Here is an 18,215-nt window from a genome sequence, read left to right as displayed (position 1 = left end):
CGCAGTTCGAACGAACCGCGTCACGCTGAGCAAATGCCTCTCCACTTAAGCGGGGCAAGTCCAGTCAGCAGCTGGTACGAAATGATGGATGCCGCATCCTGGGGCAGCGAGGCGAAGACGCCCTCGATGTTGCGCCGTACCGTTTCCGCCTCGGCGAACAGACCATAGCTCAACACGACGGCACCGAGCGTCGGGACAATGGCGGCGAAGACGTAGAAGGCGATACCGGCAGCAATGATGCCGATATTGTCGTCCCCCATCTCCTTCCAAGTACGCTTCAGGATTGCCAGCCATCCCGCCGGCGGTACCTGTAAGGGGGAGCTCGCGCCGGTACCTGCGCCATGATCAACGACGTTCATGCCGCCTGCTCCCGTTCGGCACCTGCATATTCCAGACATGCCTCCACCGCCGCACCCAGGCTGCCAACGTAGAGGTCCGCACCCAAAGTGCGCTGTATCTCCCGGTCGGTGAGCGCCGCCTCGCCCTCCGGCCATAGCCCGACCAATATCGGCACATTGCCTACGCGGGACCGGATGCGCCGTACGAGATATCGGAGATGCGACGGCGAGCCGCCGATCTCGAGGTAGGATATGCATACGAGACGGGTGCCCGTAGCATCGAGACGATCAATGTTCGCACGTGATCCGACGTCATGCGAAACCCGTTTTGCACCAAAGCCGCGCTTCGCGAGCAATTGCTCAAGCATGGCAGTCACGGCATCGTCTAGCACGCCACGTCCAGCAATGCACAGGATGCTCCCGTCGGCCTTCCATTGAGCCGGCGCTGCTGGAAGTGTGGCCGGCGCCGTTTCTTCGAACCCTACGCCTTCTCCGACCAGCGGATTTAGCCGGCCCTCTCGTGCCTTGGTTACACTGGCAGTGTCTTCCTGCCCGTGCAGTTCGCCTACGAGCACCAGCATAGAGTCTACGACCCTCGTTGCCCGGTCGCGTGTGATGGCACCTCGTTCGACGTCTGCGGCTGCGAGTTTCAGCGCGGCCAGTGCCACCTCATCATAATAGGCCGTCAGCGACCGTTCCGCGAGCTGACCCTCGGCCTGATCGAGTGCTTCGTCCGGATCCTCTGCCAGCATCCGCTGGTAGAAGCTTTCGACCGGGGTAAGGGCCGGCCGGTCGCCCAGTAGAACGTCAAGGAATTCCAAACTTGGGATGTGCCGGCCCAGCACGACGAGCAGCAGCGTCAGTGGCATCGACAGCACCAGGCCTACGGGTCCCCAAATCCAGGTCCAGAACACCGCTGCCAGCACGACCGAGAGTGGAGACAGACCGGTCGAATGACCGTAGAGCAACGGCTCGATGACATAACCGATCACCGGCTCGAGAACGACGAAGAGCGCTGCGACCATCACCATCGTCGACCAGCCCGGATCCGCTCCGGCCGCAACGATCAACGGTAGAGCCGCACCGAGTAGTGCGCCTATATACGGTACGAAGCGGAGCACGCCGGCGAGGATGCCCCATAAGGCAGGAACCGGCAGGCCAATGATCCAAAGGCCGATACCCACGACGGTACCGAAGCTGGCGTTTACGGCCAACTGAGACAGGAAGTACCGACTGAGCCGTCCGCCGGCGTCATCCATGGCGGCCGTCGTGCGATGAAGGTCGGACGAGCCGAAAAGGCGGATCATTCGATCGCGCAGGTCTTCCTTCTGCATGAGTATGAAGATCGCTACGACGAGTACGATCACGAATGTTTCGAACGGCGCGACTACCGGTTCGAGGTAGCTGCCCACCTGTTCCAGTACCGGAATCTGCTTGTCGATGACCCGGACGTTCAGGGGATGGGTCTTGGTGCCCCGCACAGTATTTGGATCGGCAATCACGGCCGGAGGCGGAGTGTTCGGTCCGATGAACGGAAGCTCTGTTGTGATAAAGCCGGTCGCTTTATCGATTTTGGACTGGATAGTCGTGACGTAGCCTGGCGCCCTGTCCGATAGCGACGCGGCCTGCATCCCGACCAACGTGCCTATGCCGCCGAGGACGCCCAAGGCGCTAATCACTGCTACGAAGATTGCCAGCCCTTTCGGCAACTTGACGCGTCGCAGAAACAGGACGATTGGCGACAGGACGAAAGACAACAGCACCGCAAGCGTGATGGGTATCAACACGTCCTTGGCTAGGAATAGCCCGGCAATCACGACCACGGCTACCGCAAGACCGAGCAATCCATCCCTGCTCGGCACTTTGGCGGCCGCTACTCCGGCGGCCGACGCTCCTCCCAGTTCATCGTTCATTCGCTTTCCCTTCGGGAACAGCTAACTCACGCTGGTCGCGTTTGGTCCGTTCACCCGTACGCTACCAATCCGGTAGAAAAGTATTACTGCGATAGAAGACGTTGCAGCACCGGGCGTCGAGGTTGCCGAGGCTTACGCTGGCGAACGCAGGACGCCGTCTTCACGTAGCGTCAAAACCCTATCGAGAGCATGTGCGGACGCAAGACATCTCGGCAAGCCATTGACGCTACGCCGCCCGCGGCAAACCGTCTGGCGGACGAGGGTACTGGTATAGTGACTGAATGTTGTCAACTTGAGGAGAACGAGGTCGAGGCTCGTCCGCCCCGAGTCCGTTGTCCGCACCCCAACTCCAACATTCGTTCATATCGATCTTTGCGGACGGTAATGGCCTACGTAAGCAGGAGCGCCTCCCGTCGCGCCGCCGCCGATTCAAGTACGTTGCCAATCAGGCGCGTTGATAGAGAACGCCAGCGCTAGCACGAGGGAACGGCTGCAGCAGAACAGCCGGGGCGCCGAAAGCCGACGCGGACGCGACGCCTCACTTTCGCTTTGTCGGAAGGCGTACCGTATCATGCAGTACGGCATCGCTGCCGTGATCCAACCACTGGCGGTTCCACGAACCGGACGTACACAAGTACGACCAGTCGGATCACCTCCGGCGACGAATTATAGCAGCGCAACGGACTGGCTTGCTTGCGGCCACAAAGCATGCCTGCCCTACCCGCTCGCAGCCACATTGCCAGCCGGTGCATTTGCTTTGACCGTGCCCTGAACACAGATGATGCGATATGTGCGACCGCGCCTTACGGCAAGTTCAGCTGGGCGAGGATCTGCTGAAAGCGTGGCAGCGACCGCAGCGGCGCGAACATCGGATCGGCCTTGATCGCCGGGATATCGGGGCTGCGTTGCGCCAAGGCGTTTTCGATGATCGCCATCGCCTTGTCGCGCTCACCGCGCTGCGCGTGAACGGCACCGATCACAATTGCCTGATCGTCCGCCACCTTCAGCGCTTCCCGCAGCTCCGCGTCGGATGTCGCACGGTCGCCGCGTCGGGCCGCGAGCACCGCCTCACCCACATTGCGGAACTTGTCGTCGGCCGGCATCGCCTGAAACTCGGCCAGCGCCGCATCCGTTCGCCCCAGCCACATGAGCGAAAGGCCGATGTAATAGCGCGCGTAGAACCGCTCGGGTGCCGCCCGCAGCATACGCCGCAGCGCCGTAATCGCCGCTTCATAGTCGCCACCCAGATAATAGGCATTGCCCTGCGCGGATATGGCGCTGGCGTTGAGCGGGTCGAGCGCAACCGCCCTGTTGGCCTGTGCGAGCGCGTCGCGCGTATGGCCTATTTCGGCGAGGAAGAAGCTGTAGCCGATCAGCGCCCCGGCATCGGCACCAAGGGCATTGGCGCGGCGATAGGCGGTGAGGGCGTCGGCGAAGCGAAGCTGGTTCTTGAGCAGGAATCCGAGTACCCTGTGCGCGCGTGGCAGGTCCGGGTTCAGGGCGATCGCGCGGCGCGCCACGGCGATCGCCGCGTTCATCGCCGCCGGCTGTTTTTCGGCGACGGTATAGAAGGTGGCGATATCGGCCATCGCCCCCGCCTTGGCGGCGAGCGCCTCGGCATAGTCCGGGTCCAGCGCCAGCGCGGCGTCCAGCAGACCGAGCACCTTGCGGGACACCGCCTCGCCGTCCTGATTCGTGCCAAGTTCGGTTGCCTGCAGCACCAGGTCGTGCGCCTTGACGTTGGTCGTGCCGACATCGACGACCGCCGCCAGCTGGGCGGGGGCCAGCGAATTGCGCAGCGCTGTCGCGACCCGCGTGGCGATATCGGACTGCACCGACAGAACGTCCTGGTTCTGGCGGTCGTAGCTTTCCGACCAGCGTTCGACCCCGGTGCGGCCGTTGATGAGCTGCGCCGTCACGCGCACGACGTCCGCCGATCGCCGGATGCTGCCCGCCAGGATGTCGCTGACGTCCAGCCGGGCCGCCGCCGCCCCGGCGTCGAGGTCGCGGACGGTTTCCGACGACAGCCGCGATACGATCTGGAAACCGGGAATGCGCGACAGCGCGGTGCGAAGCTCCTCCGCCATCCCGTCGCCCAGATACGCCTGTGACGGATCGCCGGACAGGTTGGCGAAGGGCAGCACCGCCATCCGGTTGTCCCCGGAATCGGTGCCGCGCGTCCACCACCAGCCGCCCGCGCCGGCCACCACCACGGCAGCCGCGCCACCGCCGATCAGCAGGCGACGCTCGATCCCGCGTTTCGGCAGCTGTACTGGCGGGGCCGGCCGTTCTCTGCCCGTCAGGACCGCCTGCACCGCTGCCAGAACCGCCAGATAGCGGGGATCGCTGCGATTGCCCTTCCACCCGATCAGCGGCAGCGCCTGGGTTTCGCCGAAGCCGAGCGGGGGTTCCACCGGATCGATGCAGACCGGCATATACGCGCCGCGCCGCAATGCGCGCGTCGCCTCGTCGCGGACGAAGCTGCCTTCCGGCCCGGTCGAGCGGTTGCTCCACACCACCAGTACGCAACGCGCGGCAGCCAGTTCGCGGCCGATCGTCTCGCGCCATTCGGTGCCGCCGCCGATATGCGCGTCCCACCACACGCCGATCCCGTCGGCTTCAAGCGCCGCGACCAGGGGCGCGACCCGCGGCCGGTCTTCCGACTTGTACGACACGAACAGATCGGTCACGGTCTACCCCCCGAATGCCCCGCAACGCTTTTACTGGTATAATTCGTTAAGCATAAGGGGCTTGTTGCTCGTGCGTACTTGGCGCACGCCGGGAACAACTCTACCGTTCCACATCGGGCAAGGGCGGTAAGGGGCGGCGGATGAGTGGCCAGGACGGACGGACGCGCGCAGTGCCGGAACCTGCCGGCGGCGCGGGACCGATCGATCGACATTGGCGATCCGATGCAGCCACGCCGGGCATTGGAACCGGCGACGCTGCGCCGATCGCGGTCGGCATCACCGGGCATCGTCCGGCGCGACTAGCCGGGGTCGACCCCGTCGTGCTGCGCGCCCGGATCAACGCGGCGCTGGCGGCGCTGGCCGCCGCCGCGCCGAACGACCGCTTCCGCCTGGTCGGCAGCCTTGCTGAAGGGGCCGACACCATGGCCGCCGATGCTGCGTTTGCCTTGGGATGGCAGGTCGACACGGTCCTGCCCTTCGCGCGCGAGGAATATGCGCAGGACTTCGACGGAGCCAAGGCCGGCGAACTGACCGCGCGGATCGATCGGTCTGCCAACGTGCTGGAATTGCCCGGACGGCGCGACGGTCCGGTCGGCGCGGCCGCCGCCTATGAACGGGCGGGCCGGGTCGTTCTCACGCAGAGCGACATCTTGCTGGCGATATGGGACGGTGAACCGGCGCGCGGACGCGGCGGCGCGGCGCAGATCGTCGCCGAGGCGGTCGCCCATTCGATCCCGGTCGTGGTGCTCGAGCCCGATGCGTCCCGGTCGCCGGTGCTGCTGTGGAGCGGCCTGAACGACCATGATGCCGGACCGGAGGCGGTGGATAGCGTCGCGCGCAGCGGGCTGGAAGACCTGCCGCGGCTGATGGCGCGGCTGGCATCGAGCGCGCCAAACGGCGAAGAAGATAAGCGACGGCGGTCCGGCACAAAGACGCCACCGCTGTTCGCGATCGCCTATCCGCTGCTACTAGCCTGCACCGGCGTCCGCAAGTTCCGCTTCGCCGATCTACGTCGGCCATGCCCGGCACCGCGGGCAGTGCAGGACGGCCTGGCGACGACGTTGCGGATGCGGATCGATGGTCTGCTCTGGCCGAGCTTCGACCAGGCGGATTGCGAAGCGAGCCTTGCCGCGCAATTGTTTCGCAGTGCCTTCGTCAGCAGCTTTGCGCTGGCGGCGCTCGCCGTCGTGCTGGCGCTGCTTGCTATGATCGTGCCGGTTGCCGTGAAACCGCTGCTGGCGGCGGGCGAATTCGTGTCGATCGCTTCGATCCTGCTCGTCATCCGCTGGGGATCGCGGGCGGGCTGGCATGATCGGTGGCTCAACCAGCGGACCCTTGCCGAGGAACTGCGCTGCCTTGCCGTATCCGCGTCGCTCGGCGACCTGTTCCTGCGCGGCGTGCGCGCCGAGAATGGCGATGTGGCGGGACGCGAGCGGCGCGACATCGCGCGCCGGATCGGACTGCCCTCCGCCCGGATCGATGCCGCCTACCTCGCCGAAACCCATGCGAGCCTCGTCGCGCTGCTCGACGACCAGATCGCCTATGTCCGCCGCGAAGCCGGTCGGATGCACAAGCTCGAACACCGGCTGCACCGCGTGGGTGGTGCGTTGTTCGCGATCACCGCTATCGTCTGCGCCGGCGTACTCGGGATCGAACTGGTCTGGACCTTTTTCGCACATGGCGAAGGCGGCGATCACCATATGCCGGTTGGCGTGACGATCGTCAGCGCCGCGCTGCCGGCGATCGGTGCCGCCATCTACGGCATCCGCATGCAAGGCGACTTTGCGGGTTCCGCCGAACGCAACGGGGCGCTTGCGGTACACCTAGGCGAATTACTCCGGATCGTACAGGACGAAGCGCCGGGGTTCGACGGACTGCGCCGCCTGATCCGGCGCACCGCGGAACTGCTCACCAGCGACGTTTCGCAATGGTCGAGGGCCACGCGCGCGCGTCCGTTGAGTCTGCCGGGGTGACGCCGACGCGCGTCGATCAGCGGGCTCGCTGTTTCCTGGTCTGACGCTGGTCGCGTGGCGATGCGGCGGATCGGCGGATCGGCGGATCGGCGGCTAATAAGTCGAATTTGCTTCTCCGACTGCGGGAACTGGCAGCCGAAGGACTTTTTGCCGTTCTACCTCCGTTCCCCGAGTAGTTGCGCCATATGGGGAATTAAAGGTGCCTTGCCGCAGTTCGCGAACCTCGCGTTCCAGCGCCTTCACTTTGCCAGCAACTTCAGTGGGGACACCAGCGCCGCCCACCGCGAGAGGTGATCGCGCTCATCATCGGATACCATCCGCACCGCACGCTCGCGGACCTTTAACGCAAATTTGTTCGTCGTGTTGCTTGTCATGGCTCCACCTTCTCTGGAGTTGGAGCCTCCGACAAACCCGGCGCGGCTCAAAGATGCAGTAACATTGCCAGCCAAGCAATCACTTGGTTCAGGAGAAGTGGAAGAATTCGCCTGCTTCAGCCGCCACAAACCGCTCGGGCGCGACGCCAGCTACCTCTAGCGCTGCGGACAATTCCTCGACCGGTGCTCCACGCGCCTCGTCGGTGAGTTGGAACGTCCCCCAGTGAATGCCGAGCGCTCGATCTGCACCAACATCGCAGAAGATCCGCACTGCCTCGACGGGGTCGACATGCTGCGCCGCCATGAACCAGCGTGGCGCATAGGCACCAATCGGGATCAGCGCGACATCGGGCGCCCCGAGGTGCCCACGGATCTCGCCGAAGATGCGACCATCGCCATAGCCGGTATCGCCGACGAACCAGATCGCGCCGGCGGGTGTCTCCAGGTAGTGGCCGCCCCACAGCATCATTCGCGTGTCGCTTGGCCAACGGTTCGACCAGTGATAGGCGGGCGTCACGGTCGTCGCGATCTCGTCACCGAGCGCCAAGCGGTCCCACCAGTCGCCGGTGATGCAGCGGGCCGCAGGCACGGCCGCCCGCACGACGGCATCGTTTCCGAGCGGCATTACCATCAGCGGATCGTGGACCGCGTGCAGCCGCTGCAATGTCGCGACATCGAGATGATCGTAATGACCGTGGCTGAGCAGCACGAAATCGATTGGCGGCAGGTCGTCGAACGCGATGCCCGGCGCTGTCACCCGCTTCGGTCCGATGCGGCGGAACGGGCTCGCCCGCTCTGACCAGACCGGATCGGTAAGGATGTTGCGGCCCGCGACTTGGATCAACAGCGAGGCATGGCCGACCATCGTGATGCGCAGCCCGGCGACGTGTGCCTCGGGTTTGGCCGGGACGATGGGCACCGAGGCGGGCCATTTCACCGCGCCACCGGCCAGCTTCCATCGCAGCATGTTGGAGACGCCACGGTCGGTGCTCACCTGACCGGGATTGAAGAAGCGCGTGCCGTCGAAATGATCGCTCGGCGGGCCGTCATAATAGCGATTGCGGGCCATCGGTCAGGCGACGCGCATCAACTGCGAGGGATAGGCGGTGAGCATGGTCAACGCCTCCTCGACTGGCGCGGTCAGCCAGCGCTCTTGATCCTCGGCGAGCAGGATCATCGGCATCGCCTTTGGGTGTTTCGGCGCGACGAGTGGATTGAGCTCGGTGGTGCAGAAGGCGTAGACGCGGTCGTGGTCGGCATCGACCTTCCACAGGCCGGCGAAGCACGGCACCGGCTGGTCCTCGACGTTGAACCACCAGTTGGTATCGCCCGGACCCTGACGGTCGGACACAGTCTTGGGTTCGGCAAAGCGAGTGAAGGGCACGAGGCAGCGATGCTCGGTCCGTAGCAGCCAGGGCTTCCACAAATTGTTGTGCAAGTTGCGGGCGTTGGTCCACCAGTCGTAGAGGAACGGCAGGTCCCCCTCGCGCGCCGGACGCTTGCGGGGTTTTCGGGTCGGGAAGCCCCAGCGCATCGTGCTCAGCACCCGCCGGCCATCCTCGTAGCGCACGACATAGCCGGGCTTGCCGGGGGCGGCATAGTCCTTCTCCATTCCCAGCACGTTGGCCGCGTCGTCGACCGCGGCAAGCGCATCGAAATAGCCGCGCGGATCGACCTTCAAATTATAGAGATTGCACATCGTCGTCTTCGATCACGAGCGATGGCGCGAGACAAGCTTCTTCCACGTCGCCTTGTCCGGATAGGGCAGAGGCGCGCCGGTCGGAGGTTCGCGACCGACCGTGACGCGCGGTCGCGCCGTTGCTTTCTGCTCACGGCAGCCGGCGCAGCATAGCCGGGCTGCCACGGCGGGCAGGCCATCGTCCCAGCCGCGGCGGTTGAACATCCACCACAGGCATACCGCATCCAGCACCCGGACATGACCGCAGCGCGGGCAGGTCAGGCGCAACGTCCGCTTGTACAGCGCGCATTGCTCGAGCGTGCGCAGGCGACGTCCGACATGGTCGTAATCCGCTCGCGCTGCCCCCGTCGGAGCTGCCGGGCCGGCAGCATCGATCCCGTTTCGGTTCACCGAATCTCTCCCGTAACGCCTTGACCCTCCTGCAACAATTCTGGAACATATAGCGAACAAATGAGTCGTAACAGCCATGTCCGCTAACCCCCAACCCGATGATGCCCTGGCTCGCTTGCGCGAGGAGTTGGGTGTCGTCCGTGGGCCGAAGCTCGCGGTTCTGCCTTTCGGCATCGATGCGATCGACACGCGATTCGCCGAGGGCGGGCTCGTGCTGGGCGGCCTTCACGAGGTGTCGCCGGCGACGCCGATGCTCACCGATGATGCCGCGGCGACGCTGTTTTGGGTCGGCATCGCTGCCCGCGCCACAGCGCGATCCGGTAGGCGTGTGCTTTGGGCGCTGACCCGCTTCGATCTCTACGCTCCTGGGCTTGAACAGGCCGGGCTGGACCCGGCGACGCTGCTGTTCGTCGAGGCGCGCGACGACAAACAAGTCCTCGCCATCATGGAGGATAGTCTGCGCCACGGCGGGCTCGCCGCAGTCGTCGGTGAGGTGAAGCGCACCGACATGGTCGCGACGCGGCGGCTGCAACTCGCTGCGATGAGCGGTCACGCTCCGGCGCTGCTCGCGCGCCGCTGGCACAAGGCCGGTGTCGAGCCCTTGTCCGACCTCTCGGCGGCGATGACGCGCTGGCGGATCGCCTGCGCGCCGTCCGAGCGGCTGCCGGCGCCGGGCGTCGGCCGGGCGCGCTGGACCGTCGACCTCGCGCGCCAGCGCGGCGGTCATCACTTCACCCTGCAACTGGAGGCATGCGATGACACGGGTCGCCTCGCTCTACCTGCCGCACCTCGCCATCGAGCGACTGCGTCGGCTCGAGCGACCGCGCGCGCTGCTTGAACCGCAGCCTGCGCCACAGTTGCCGATCGACGACGACCCCGGTGCCTGTTCGGTCCCGCGGGGCGGCGGCTGGCGCCCTGGCGCGCGCCGAGCGCGCGACGACGGCGCACGTGCAACGATCGAAGAGCGGGCCGCGGCGCTGCCGCGTCACCAGCAGCCGACGATGTGGGAGCTCGGCCGGCGCGCCGAGGCCGCGGACCATCCGTTCAAGCGACCGGTACCGGCGGGTGGCACGCGCAGGCCCTTGCCGGTGACCGCGCCGATAGCCCATGCGGTGCCACTGATCCTCGCGGAGCAGGCCGGCCAACGCCACGTCATCACCGCCGTGTGTCCCGCCGCGCTTTCGCTCGGCTTGGCACCCGGCATGGTGGTGACGCAGGCGCGCGCGCTGGTCGCCGAGCTCGACGTGCGTGCCGCCGACCCCTACGCCGACCGAGCGGTGCTGGACAGTCTCGCGCTGCATGCGGTGCGGCATTGGACACCCACCGCAGCAGCAAGTGGTACCGACGGGCTGTGGATCGAGCTGACCGGTACGGCGCACCTCCATGGCGGCGAGGCGCGCTTCTGCCAGCGGCTGATCCGCTTCTGCCAGCGCTTCGGCTATACCGCACGCGTCGCGGTGGCTGGAACGCCGGGCGTTGCACACGCGCTGGCGCGGTTCGGGCGTGACGCGATCAGCGCCATTCCGAACGGCGGCGAGGCGCAGGCACTTGCCGGCCTGCCGCCCGCCGCGCTGCGGCTGACGCCCGAGGCAGTGACCGCCGCGGCGCGCTTCGGGCTCGACCGGATCGCCGATCTGCTGCCGCTGCCGCGGGGTCCCCTTGCGCGCCGACTGGGACTCGCCAGCGTGCGCCGCCTCGACGAGGCGCTCCGACGGGTGGCGGAACCAATCGTGCCGGTCGTGCCGGAGGAGACGCCGCTGGCACACCGCCGCCTGCTTGAGCCGATCGGCACCGCCGAAGCGATCGAACACGTCATCCGCGATCTTCTCGCCGACATGATCCAGCTGCTGCAGGAACGCGGCGCCGGCGCCCGCACGTTGCTGCTCGTCATCGAGCGGATCGACGGCAGCAAGCAGCGGCTCGCGATCGGCACATCGCGACCGACGTGAGACGCGACCCATCTCGCCCGCCTTTTCCACCTCAGGATCGCGACGATCGATTCAGGCGACGGCATTGAGACGATGCGACTCGCCGCCACCCGCACCGATCCGCTCGGCGCGACGGCGCTTGCCGCCAGCCTCGCCGGCGACGATGGTCCGCCGGATGTCGCAACGCTGGTCGACCAGATCGCCGGCCGCGTCGGTGATGCGGCTCTGTTCACCGCAGCGCCGGTAGAGAGCGACGTGCCCGAGCGCGCCGTCCGTCGCACCGCGCCGCTCGCTGCGCCGACCGGCTGGCCCGCGTGGAGGCGGCCGGTGCGGCTCCTCAACCGGCCGGAACCATTGGTCGGCGTGTTGGCCTTGCTGCCAGACGCTCCGCCCCGCCGCTTCACCTGGCGTGGCCAGGTCCATGCCGTCGTCGCTGGCGACGGCCCCGAGCGCATCCACGGCGAATGGTGGCGGCGCGATGGCGAGCTATGGGCGGTGCGCGACTATTTCCGCGTCGAGGACGATACCGGCGCGCGCTTCTGGCTGTTCCGCCGCGGTGATGGCGTCGATTCCGCGACCGGCGACCTCAGCTGGTATCTGCATGGGCTGTTCGGCTGATGACGACGCAGACGACCTATGTCGAACTTCAGGTCACCAGCCATTTCTCGTTCCTGCGCGGTGCCTCCAGCCCGGACGAACTGTTCGCGGCCGCCGCGCTGCTTGGCCATTCCGCGCTCGGGCTAACCGATCTCGGCAGCGTCGCCGGGCTGATGCGTGGCTGGGAGGCGCAGAAAACAACCGGCGTGCGAATGATCGCCGGCGCGCGGGTACGGCTCGACGACGGCCGCGTGCTGCTGCTCTACCCGACCGACAAGCCCGCCTGGTCACGCCTCACCCGTCTGCTCACGCTTGGCAAGTCGCGCGCGGGCAAGAGCGGCTGCGCGCTGGCGTGGGAGGATGTCGTCACCTGGAACGCGGGGATGATCGCCATCCTGCTACCCGATCTGCCCAGCGACGCAACCCGCAGCAATCTCGGCGACCTGCAGGAGGTGTTCGGGGACCGCGGCTATTGTGCGCTCACCTTCCGGCGGCGGCCCGACGATGCGATGCGCCTTCACGACCTTGCCCGGCAGGCGACCGACGCACAAGTCGCAACCGTCGCGGTCGGCGACATCCTCTATCATGCGCCAGACGCGCGGCTGCTGCAGGACGTCGTCACCGCGATCCGGGAGAAGTGCACCGTCGACACGCTCGGCTATCGCCGCGAACGTCATGCCGACCGGCACCTGAAATCCCCGGAAGAGATGGAGCGCCGCTTCGCTGCCTTCCCCGACGCGATCCGCGCGACCGCCGAGATCGCCCGCCGCTGCACCTTCGACCTCGGTGACTTGAGCTACCAATATCCCGACGAGCGCGTCGTCGACGGGTTGACCGCGCAGCAGGCGCTCGAACAGCTTACCGAGGCCGCCGTCGAGCGCCGATTTCCGGACGGTGTGCCCGTGCCATACCGGACGCAGATCGATCACGAACTACGGCTGATCGCCGAGCTCGCATATGCGCCCTACTTCCTAACCGTGAACAGCATCGTCGCGGAAAGCCGACGCCGCGGCATCTTGTGCCAGGGGCGCGGCTCCGCGGCGAACAGCTGCGTCTGCTTCATGCTCGGCATCACGTCGATCGACCCGATCAAGCACGAGCTGTTGTTCGAGCGGTTGATCTCCGGCGAACGCCGCGAGCCGCCCGACATCGACGTCGACTTCGAGCATGAGCGCCGCGAGGAGATTATCCAATGGATTTATGAGACCTACGGCCGGACCCATGCCGCATTGACCGCGGTCGTCACCCGCTATCGCGCGCGCGGCGCGGTGCGCGAGGTCGGCAAGGCGCTGGGGCTGCCCGAGGATCTCACCAAGGCGCTCGCCGGGCTGGTATGGGGCTGGAGCCAGGAAGGCGTCGGCGAGAAGCAGGTCCAGCAACTCAACCTCAACATGGAGGATCGCCGGCTGCGGCTGGCGCTCGATCTCGCGAGGCGGTTGATCGGTACGCCGCGGCATCTGTCGCAGCATCCCGGCGGCTTCGTGCTGACGCACGACCGGCTCGACGACCTCGTTCCGATCGAACCTGCCGCGATGGTCGACCGGCAGGTGATCGAATGGGACAAGGACGACATTGATGCGCTGAAGTTCATGAAGGTCGACGTGCTCGGTCTCGGCATGCTCGGCTGCATGAACAGAGCCTTCAACCTGCTCGAGGAGGCGGACCAGCTCCGCCGTGCGATGGCGACGTTCAAGTTCACCGGCGGCGTCAGCCACTTCTTCGACAAGCTGGTCGGCGGCATGGTCGAGCGTGGTTACCCCCGCGACTTCGCTGAACGCACGTTCAAGCAGATCGAGGGGTTCGGCTCCTACGGTTTTCCCGAGAGCCATGCGGCGAGCTTCGCCAAGATCGCCTATGCCAGCTGCTGGATGAAGCATCATCATCCCGACGTGTTTTGCGCCGCGCTGCTCAATGCGCAGCCGATGGGTTTCTATGCGCCGGCACAGGTCGTTCGCGACGCTCGCGACCACGGCGTCGAGGTGCGTCCCGCCTGCATCAACGCCAGCCGCTGGGACTGCACGCTGGAGCCGGGCCATGGCCGCTATCTCGCCGTTCGCCTCGGGCTGCGGCAGGTCCGCGGCCTTGCCAATGCGCATGGCGCGGCGATCGTCACCGCGCGTGGGCAGGTGCCGTTCGGCTCGGTCGAGGAGGTCTGGCGGCGTGCTGGCGTGCCTCGTGCCGCTATTGAACGGCTGGCTGAGGCAGACACCTTCCACACACTGGGCGAGGACCGGCGGCAGGGCTTATGGAAGGTGAAGGGCCTCAGCGACATACCCTTGCCCCTCTTCGCCGCCGATGCACGCGAGTCACTCTTCAGCCCGGAAGGGCTGGAGCCGGACGTCAGTCTGCGTCCACTGTCGGATGGCCGCGAGGTCGTCGAGGATTACCGCGCGCTACAGCTGTCGCTGCGCGCGCACCCGCTTGCCTTCCTGCGGCAGGACCTGACCCGGCGTGGCATCACGCGCTGCGCAGATCTCGCAAACATCAAGGACGGCCGTCACGTCGAGGTGGCCGGGATCATCCTGGTCCGGCAGAAACCCGGATCAGCCAAGGGCGTGCTGTTCATCACTGTTGAGGATGAGACGGGGATCGCCAACGGCATTCTGTGGCCCGACCGCTTCGAGGCACAGCCCCGCACGGTAATGTCGGCGGCGATGATCGGAATGGAGGGCCGCGTGCAAAAGGAAGGTCAGGTCATCCACGTCATCTGCGACCGGATCATCGACCATGGATCGCTACTTGCGCAGGTCGGGCAAATGGATTTCCCGCATACGACGGGGCGTGGCGACGGTGCGCGGCATGCGGGCTCACCCGATCGCGGTGATGCCGGCTGGAAGCCCGGCCCCCGCGACAGCTACTGGCTGCCGCATAACAATGGCATGGACCCGGAGGATGTCGTGCGGGTGAAGTCGCGTGACTTCCACTGATCGGTGTCGCGCCATCAGCGGATCATCATCGACCTGTCGCTCCACATCCTTAGCGCGGCGGCGGCGCGTTCTGGCAACCGCAAGGTCGACACAGTCGAAGTCCGGCTCGCGCTGCGCTGCCTCGTCACGCATTGCCCGGAACGCTGGCCACTCGACATGTTCTGGAATTCGGCTGGGACGGATCATGATATCGGGCGGGCGCAGGGCTGTACCGCCGCACTGAATGGGATAGTTCGGCAGATCGAAGGCGTCAGCCACCTGTCTTAACCCACTTCCGACCATACAACACCATCGAGCCGATTCCCGAAACCTGCCGTTCGTCCTGGCCAGTAGGCTCACTTCTCAGCCAAATCGTGCGAGCGCATGGAACGGTCGAGATTGGGGCTTTCCTGCGAGGCGACTATAAGCAGTACCGCAGCTGATGGCTCCCGCTCGCTATGCCGGAAGTTTTCACTGAAACGATGATATTTCGGGAACAGGTGGCTTGGATGCAGAATGCCTTCCGCCAAGGCTAACGACCGAAAGTGCGCTGCCTGTAACCAACGAATTGGCCAAGAACTCAACTGGAGGAATGCTCTGCTGCCCATATCGCCGCAGCGTCCAGCACCGGGTCTGTTCCGCGGGTTATCGCATCCGCCGTAAGGGGGATGAAGACGTCCGGTGCGATGCCCGCGTCAGGCTGCGGGGTCGTCGGGAAATAGCCAATCAGCGGCAGGTCGAACTCCATACCGCTTGCCGGGAGCTTCGTGAAGAAGAAGCCGCCGCCGTTGATCCCGCGCCGGTTGCCCCCGGTCGGTTCCCCGAACAGCCTTATGCGCCCGCTGGTTCTAGCCGCGTTAATGAAACCGAACGTCGCCGAACTGTTCGCTGGGCCGATTAACGCCGCGACTGGAACGTCCAGGCGCTTCGCGTCCGGCCGGATGGGAAGAAGCTTTTCGCCTTCCGGCAGACCATACCAGCCATCACCCAGATCGGCACCGCCGACGCCCAAGCGACGGAAACGATCGTCCCATGTGGAAACGTGCGGCGCCAGCGCCGCCGGCACCTCGCGGAACCGCACTTTCGGTTCGAAGGACCAACCGGCCAGATCGCGATCGATGAGACGGGCAAGGATCGGATCACCGCAATCGTCGCCGCCTTCATTGCGGCGCAGGTCGATCACTAGACCACGCGTGGTCGCCGCATCGTCGAGGCGGTCGGACAACCAGCTCCGCCAGTCCCACTTAGAGTTCCACATCGCCCAACCGGGCATATCCAGTATGGCGACCCCGTCCGGTCGCACGTGATAGGTCCAGCGCGGGGCATCACTATCGTCGCGCACACGCGTCATCGTCGCCTGCCGAGCGGCGAGGCCGATCGCCGGAAGCTCCAGGCGAAGTTCCCGTCGATCCGGTCGTATGATCGACAGGCGATGCACACCCCCGGCAGGCGGCAGCAGGAGCCCCTGGAAGACATCGAAATACTCGATGTCCTCCGCCCCCCGCACGCCCAGCAGCGAACGGCGCTTGCCGTCATTATGGCCGTCGGCACGGGTATACGGCATCAACGTATCGAGAACCTCCCCGGCGCTGCGTCCGTTGATCGACGTTATGACGGTCCCCCGCGGCAACGCGCCTGTTCCGCTATGATCGGCGGTGACGACCATCGACCGTCCGATCCATTCGAAGTCGAACGGCAACCGGGTTGGGCGATCGAACAACGCCTTCACCGCGGGAGCGGTCTGGTTGAAGAAATTGGGGTAGCTGTGACCGCAGCGGATCGTGGTCAGGAACCGGGAGAGTGCGAGGAAACAGTGCGGGTACGATCCTGCTCGTGCGCCGGCGACATAGCCCTGTTCGAAGGTGGCGATATTTCGGGTTACGTCGGCCGGCGACAGATAGCGGTGAAGCCCGGGATGGATTGCCATTGCCGCCCGCAGCACCGTCAGGTCTTCGCGGACACCGGCGATATCGGGCGCGGCGATGGCCCAGCCTGAGCGGGACATCAGCGGAAGTGCGGCAAAGGCCGCGAGAAGATGGCGTCGGTTCATGTCTCCGGGATGGACGGCAAACTGGCGTCCGGTCGCCTCATTTCAGGCAATGCGCCGTGGTTTTTCGCTTCTGCGACGTGGGTCCGATACTGGGAAGGCGTCATCCCGGTTGTCGCCCGAAACGCCCGGTTGAAACTGGCTTTCGATGCGAAGCCGGCATCGAGTGCAAGCGTCAGCACATCGCGATCGTCACTTGCTTCCAGACGATCCATGACCGCACGACACCGCAATCCGTTGATGAACGTCGAGAAGTTCTGACCCAGTCCCTCGTTCAATGCGCGGGACAGATAGGCGGTGTTGGTGCCGAGCAGCCGGGCAAGCGTTGCCACGTCGATGTCGGGGTCGCTGGCCCACCCGGCCAACCGAGTCTGCTTGGCCCAGTCCGCCCCCTGTCGGGACCAGTCGCGTGCCGGTCCTTTGGCCGGTACTGCCGGAACGCGTTCAAGCGAGGACAAACTGGGAAATGGCGCATTGGCATGGCGCCATCCCTCGATCGCGAGGAACAGGGCGGCCGAAGCAATCATCAGATACAGCCACATCAATCCGGTATAGCCCAGCGGATCGAGCCAGTCCCAGATCAGCACCGTTGCCCAGATGCTCCACAAGATTGCGAAAGCGGCAATGGCGGCCGACAACCAGCGGGCGGCAAAGCGCGCATCGTCTCCGACGACATTGACGAGCGCCGCCCGGTACCGACGCAGCTGCCGCACCGACGCCGCCATGTGCACCCCGAAGCTGCCAATCAGGGCAAGGGAAAGGATTGGGGTGACGACCGAAAAGGCAATGTCGGCCCAGCGATCCTTCAACGGCATCGGCAGGCAGAAACTGACCACCTGAAACGCAAACTCGGCCAGTCCGGGCACGAGCATGAACCGCCAGCGCGGCGGGAGCGTGTCCGTTACCAGTGCGTGGACATAAAACCGAAGCAGCGCCGGGACCAGTAGCGGAACCGCGACCGGCAGAAACGTCAGCCAGCGCCACCGATCGTAAAAGCCCGCGAACCCGATAAGCCACGGGGTAAAGACACCGATCAGTACGATAGTCAGGGCCGCGAGTGTCCGGTTCGCCAGTCGATTTCGCAAACTCGATGCAAGGGCCGCAGACAATGGTAGCAACACGAAAGTTGCGGAAAGCAGCATCGCGCTGCGCCAACCAAAGACCAGGCCCATCCCTGACCGTTAGCACATTAGGGCACCCTCATAGGAGGCCTCCGCATGGCCGTCGTTCTCGACCCAAATCCGGACGATCGGGCCGGCCTTCCGGTTACCCAACTCCAGACACTCATTCATGCCCACGGATCTTCGAAGGCTGACGGCGACCTCCCCGAACGAAGCGCCCCGCGGTCCTGATAGTCGAA

14 protein-coding genes and 1 pseudogene are annotated in these 18,215 nt (G+C 65.7%); 6 read left to right on the top strand and 9 right to left on the bottom strand.

The window, feature by feature from the left end; translation table 11 throughout:
• Nucleotides 1-20 precede the first annotated feature (20 nt).
• The 3 genes from ASE91_RS09245 to ASE91_RS09235 all read right to left on the bottom strand — a co-directional run bounded on the left by ASE91_RS09245 (nt 21) and on the right by ASE91_RS09235 (nt 4,941).
• A complete protein-coding gene (locus ASE91_RS09245; RefSeq protein ID WP_156357757.1) occupies nt 21-359 on the bottom strand; it encodes a hypothetical protein in 339 nt (112 codons plus the stop codon).
• Nucleotides 356-2,251, bottom strand: a complete 1,896-nt coding sequence (locus tag ASE91_RS09240; protein WP_056625333.1) for an AI-2E family transporter — start codon at nt 2,249-2,251, stop codon at nt 356-358. Before ASE91_RS09240 ends, ASE91_RS09245 begins: the two co-directional genes overlap by 4 nt.
• Nucleotides 2,252-3,054: 803 nt before the next feature.
• Nucleotides 3,055-4,941: a TIR domain-containing protein gene (locus ASE91_RS09235; RefSeq protein WP_056625331.1), complete on the bottom strand. Its 1,887-nt coding sequence runs from the start codon at nt 4,939-4,941 to the stop codon at nt 3,055-3,057.
• A gap of 140 nt (nt 4,942-5,081) precedes the next feature.
• On the opposite strand from ASE91_RS09235, the gene ASE91_RS09230 reads away from it, so the two are divergent.
• Nucleotides 5,082-6,914, top strand: a complete 1,833-nt coding sequence (locus tag ASE91_RS09230; protein ID WP_056625326.1) for a hypothetical protein — start codon at nt 5,082-5,084, stop codon at nt 6,912-6,914.
• A gap of 204 nt (nt 6,915-7,118) precedes the next feature.
• Here the strand turns inward: ASE91_RS09230 and ASE91_RS20590 are convergent.
• From ASE91_RS20590 to ASE91_RS09215, 4 genes and pseudogenes are all read right to left on the bottom strand, one after another.
• Nucleotides 7,119-7,288: pseudogene (locus ASE91_RS20590) on the bottom strand (IS3 family transposase); the annotation flags it as partial.
• Nucleotides 7,289-7,376: 88 nt separating this feature from the next.
• Nucleotides 7,377-8,357 (bottom strand): MBL fold metallo-hydrolase, encoded by a 981-nt coding sequence (locus tag ASE91_RS09225; RefSeq protein WP_056625321.1) that lies wholly within the window; start codon nt 8,355-8,357, stop codon nt 7,377-7,379.
• A gap of 3 nt (nt 8,358-8,360) precedes the next feature.
• Nucleotides 8,361-8,987 carry an SOS response-associated peptidase family protein gene (locus tag ASE91_RS09220; protein ID WP_056625319.1) on the bottom strand — a complete coding sequence of 209 codons (627 nt, stop codon included), beginning with the start codon at nt 8,985-8,987 and terminating at the stop codon, nt 8,361-8,363.
• Nucleotides 8,988-8,999: 12 nt separating this feature from the next.
• A complete protein-coding gene (locus tag ASE91_RS09215) occupies nt 9,000-9,377 on the bottom strand; it encodes a hypothetical protein (RefSeq protein WP_056625316.1) in 378 nt (125 codons plus the stop codon).
• A 115-nt stretch (nt 9,378-9,492) separates the two neighbouring features.
• On the opposite strand from ASE91_RS09215, the gene ASE91_RS09210 reads away from it, so the two are divergent.
• The 5 genes from ASE91_RS09210 (at nt 9,493) to ASE91_RS09195 (ending at nt 15,096) form a co-directional block, all read left to right on the top strand.
• Nucleotides 9,493-10,215: an ImuA family protein gene (locus ASE91_RS09210; RefSeq protein ID WP_156357758.1), complete on the top strand. Its 723-nt coding sequence runs from the start codon at nt 9,493-9,495 to the stop codon at nt 10,213-10,215.
• Nucleotides 10,133-11,326 carry a Y-family DNA polymerase gene (locus tag ASE91_RS20960; protein ID WP_327196774.1) on the top strand — a complete coding sequence of 398 codons (1,194 nt, stop codon included), beginning with the start codon at nt 10,133-10,135 and terminating at the stop codon, nt 11,324-11,326. Before ASE91_RS09210 ends, ASE91_RS20960 begins: the two co-directional genes overlap by 83 nt.
• 72 nt (nt 11,327-11,398) lie before the next feature.
• On the top strand, nt 11,399-11,923 hold the full coding sequence (locus ASE91_RS20955; protein ID WP_327196773.1) for a DUF6504 family protein: 525 nt from the start codon (nt 11,399-11,401) through the stop codon (nt 11,921-11,923).
• Complete coding sequence (locus ASE91_RS09200; RefSeq protein WP_056625310.1) at nt 11,923-14,829, top strand: helix-hairpin-helix domain-containing protein; 2,907 nt, start codon at nt 11,923-11,925, stop codon at nt 14,827-14,829. The genes ASE91_RS20955 and ASE91_RS09200 overlap by 1 nt, the downstream gene beginning before the upstream one ends.
• 3 nt (nt 14,830-14,832) lie before the next feature.
• Nucleotides 14,833-15,096 carry a hypothetical protein gene (locus tag ASE91_RS09195; protein WP_056625308.1) on the top strand — a complete coding sequence of 88 codons (264 nt, stop codon included), beginning with the start codon at nt 14,833-14,835 and terminating at the stop codon, nt 15,094-15,096.
• A gap of 292 nt (nt 15,097-15,388) precedes the next feature.
• Here ASE91_RS09195 and ASE91_RS09190 read toward each other — a convergent pair whose 3' ends face one another.
• Together ASE91_RS09190 and ASE91_RS09185 are read right to left on the bottom strand one after the other, a co-directional pair.
• Nucleotides 15,389-16,474: a S41 family peptidase gene (locus ASE91_RS09190; RefSeq protein WP_200911226.1), complete on the bottom strand. Its 1,086-nt coding sequence runs from the start codon at nt 16,472-16,474 to the stop codon at nt 15,389-15,391.
• A gap of 380 nt (nt 16,475-16,854) precedes the next feature.
• A complete protein-coding gene (locus tag ASE91_RS09185) occupies nt 16,855-18,027 on the bottom strand; it encodes an AraC family transcriptional regulator (RefSeq protein WP_200911225.1) in 1,173 nt (390 codons plus the stop codon).
• Between the last annotated feature and the right edge of the window lie 188 nt (nt 18,028-18,215).

Source organism: Sphingomonas sp. Leaf62, from assembly GCF_001421915.1.
Taxonomy (GTDB): Bacteria; Pseudomonadota; Alphaproteobacteria; order Sphingomonadales; family Sphingomonadaceae; genus Sphingomonas.
Note: the sequence above shows the minus strand (reverse complement) of the source record. Positions and strands in the feature narration are given on the sequence as shown.

Bases quoted from the DNA above. Each gene is read 5' to 3' on its own strand.
- ASE91_RS09245 (WP_156357757.1), bottom strand. From the start codon at position 359: ATGAACGTCGTTGATCATGGCGCAGGTACCGGCGCGAGCTCCCCCTTA.
- ASE91_RS09240 (WP_056625333.1), bottom strand. From the start codon at position 2,251: ATGAACGATGAACTGGGAGGAGCGTCGGCCGCCGGAGTAGCGGCCGCC.
- ASE91_RS09230 (WP_056625326.1), top strand. From the start codon at position 5,082: ATGAGTGGCCAGGACGGACGGACGCGCGCAGTGCCGGAACCTGCCGGC.
- ASE91_RS09225 (WP_056625321.1), bottom strand. From the start codon at position 8,357: ATGGCCCGCAATCGCTATTATGACGGCCCGCCGAGCGATCATTTCGAC.
- ASE91_RS09220 (WP_056625319.1), bottom strand. From the start codon at position 8,987: ATGTGCAATCTCTATAATTTGAAGGTCGATCCGCGCGGCTATTTCGAT.
- ASE91_RS20960 (WP_327196774.1), top strand. From the start codon at position 10,133: ATGACACGGGTCGCCTCGCTCTACCTGCCGCACCTCGCCATCGAGCGA.
- ASE91_RS20955 (WP_327196773.1), top strand. From the start codon at position 11,399: ATGCGACTCGCCGCCACCCGCACCGATCCGCTCGGCGCGACGGCGCTT.
- ASE91_RS09200 (WP_056625310.1), top strand. From the start codon at position 11,923: ATGACGACGCAGACGACCTATGTCGAACTTCAGGTCACCAGCCATTTC.
- ASE91_RS09190 (WP_200911226.1), bottom strand. From the start codon at position 16,474: ATGGTCGTCACCGCCGATCATAGCGGAACAGGCGCGTTGCCGCGGGGG.
- ASE91_RS09185 (WP_200911225.1), bottom strand. From the start codon at position 18,027: ATGGGCCTGGTCTTTGGTTGGCGCAGCGCGATGCTGCTTTCCGCAACT.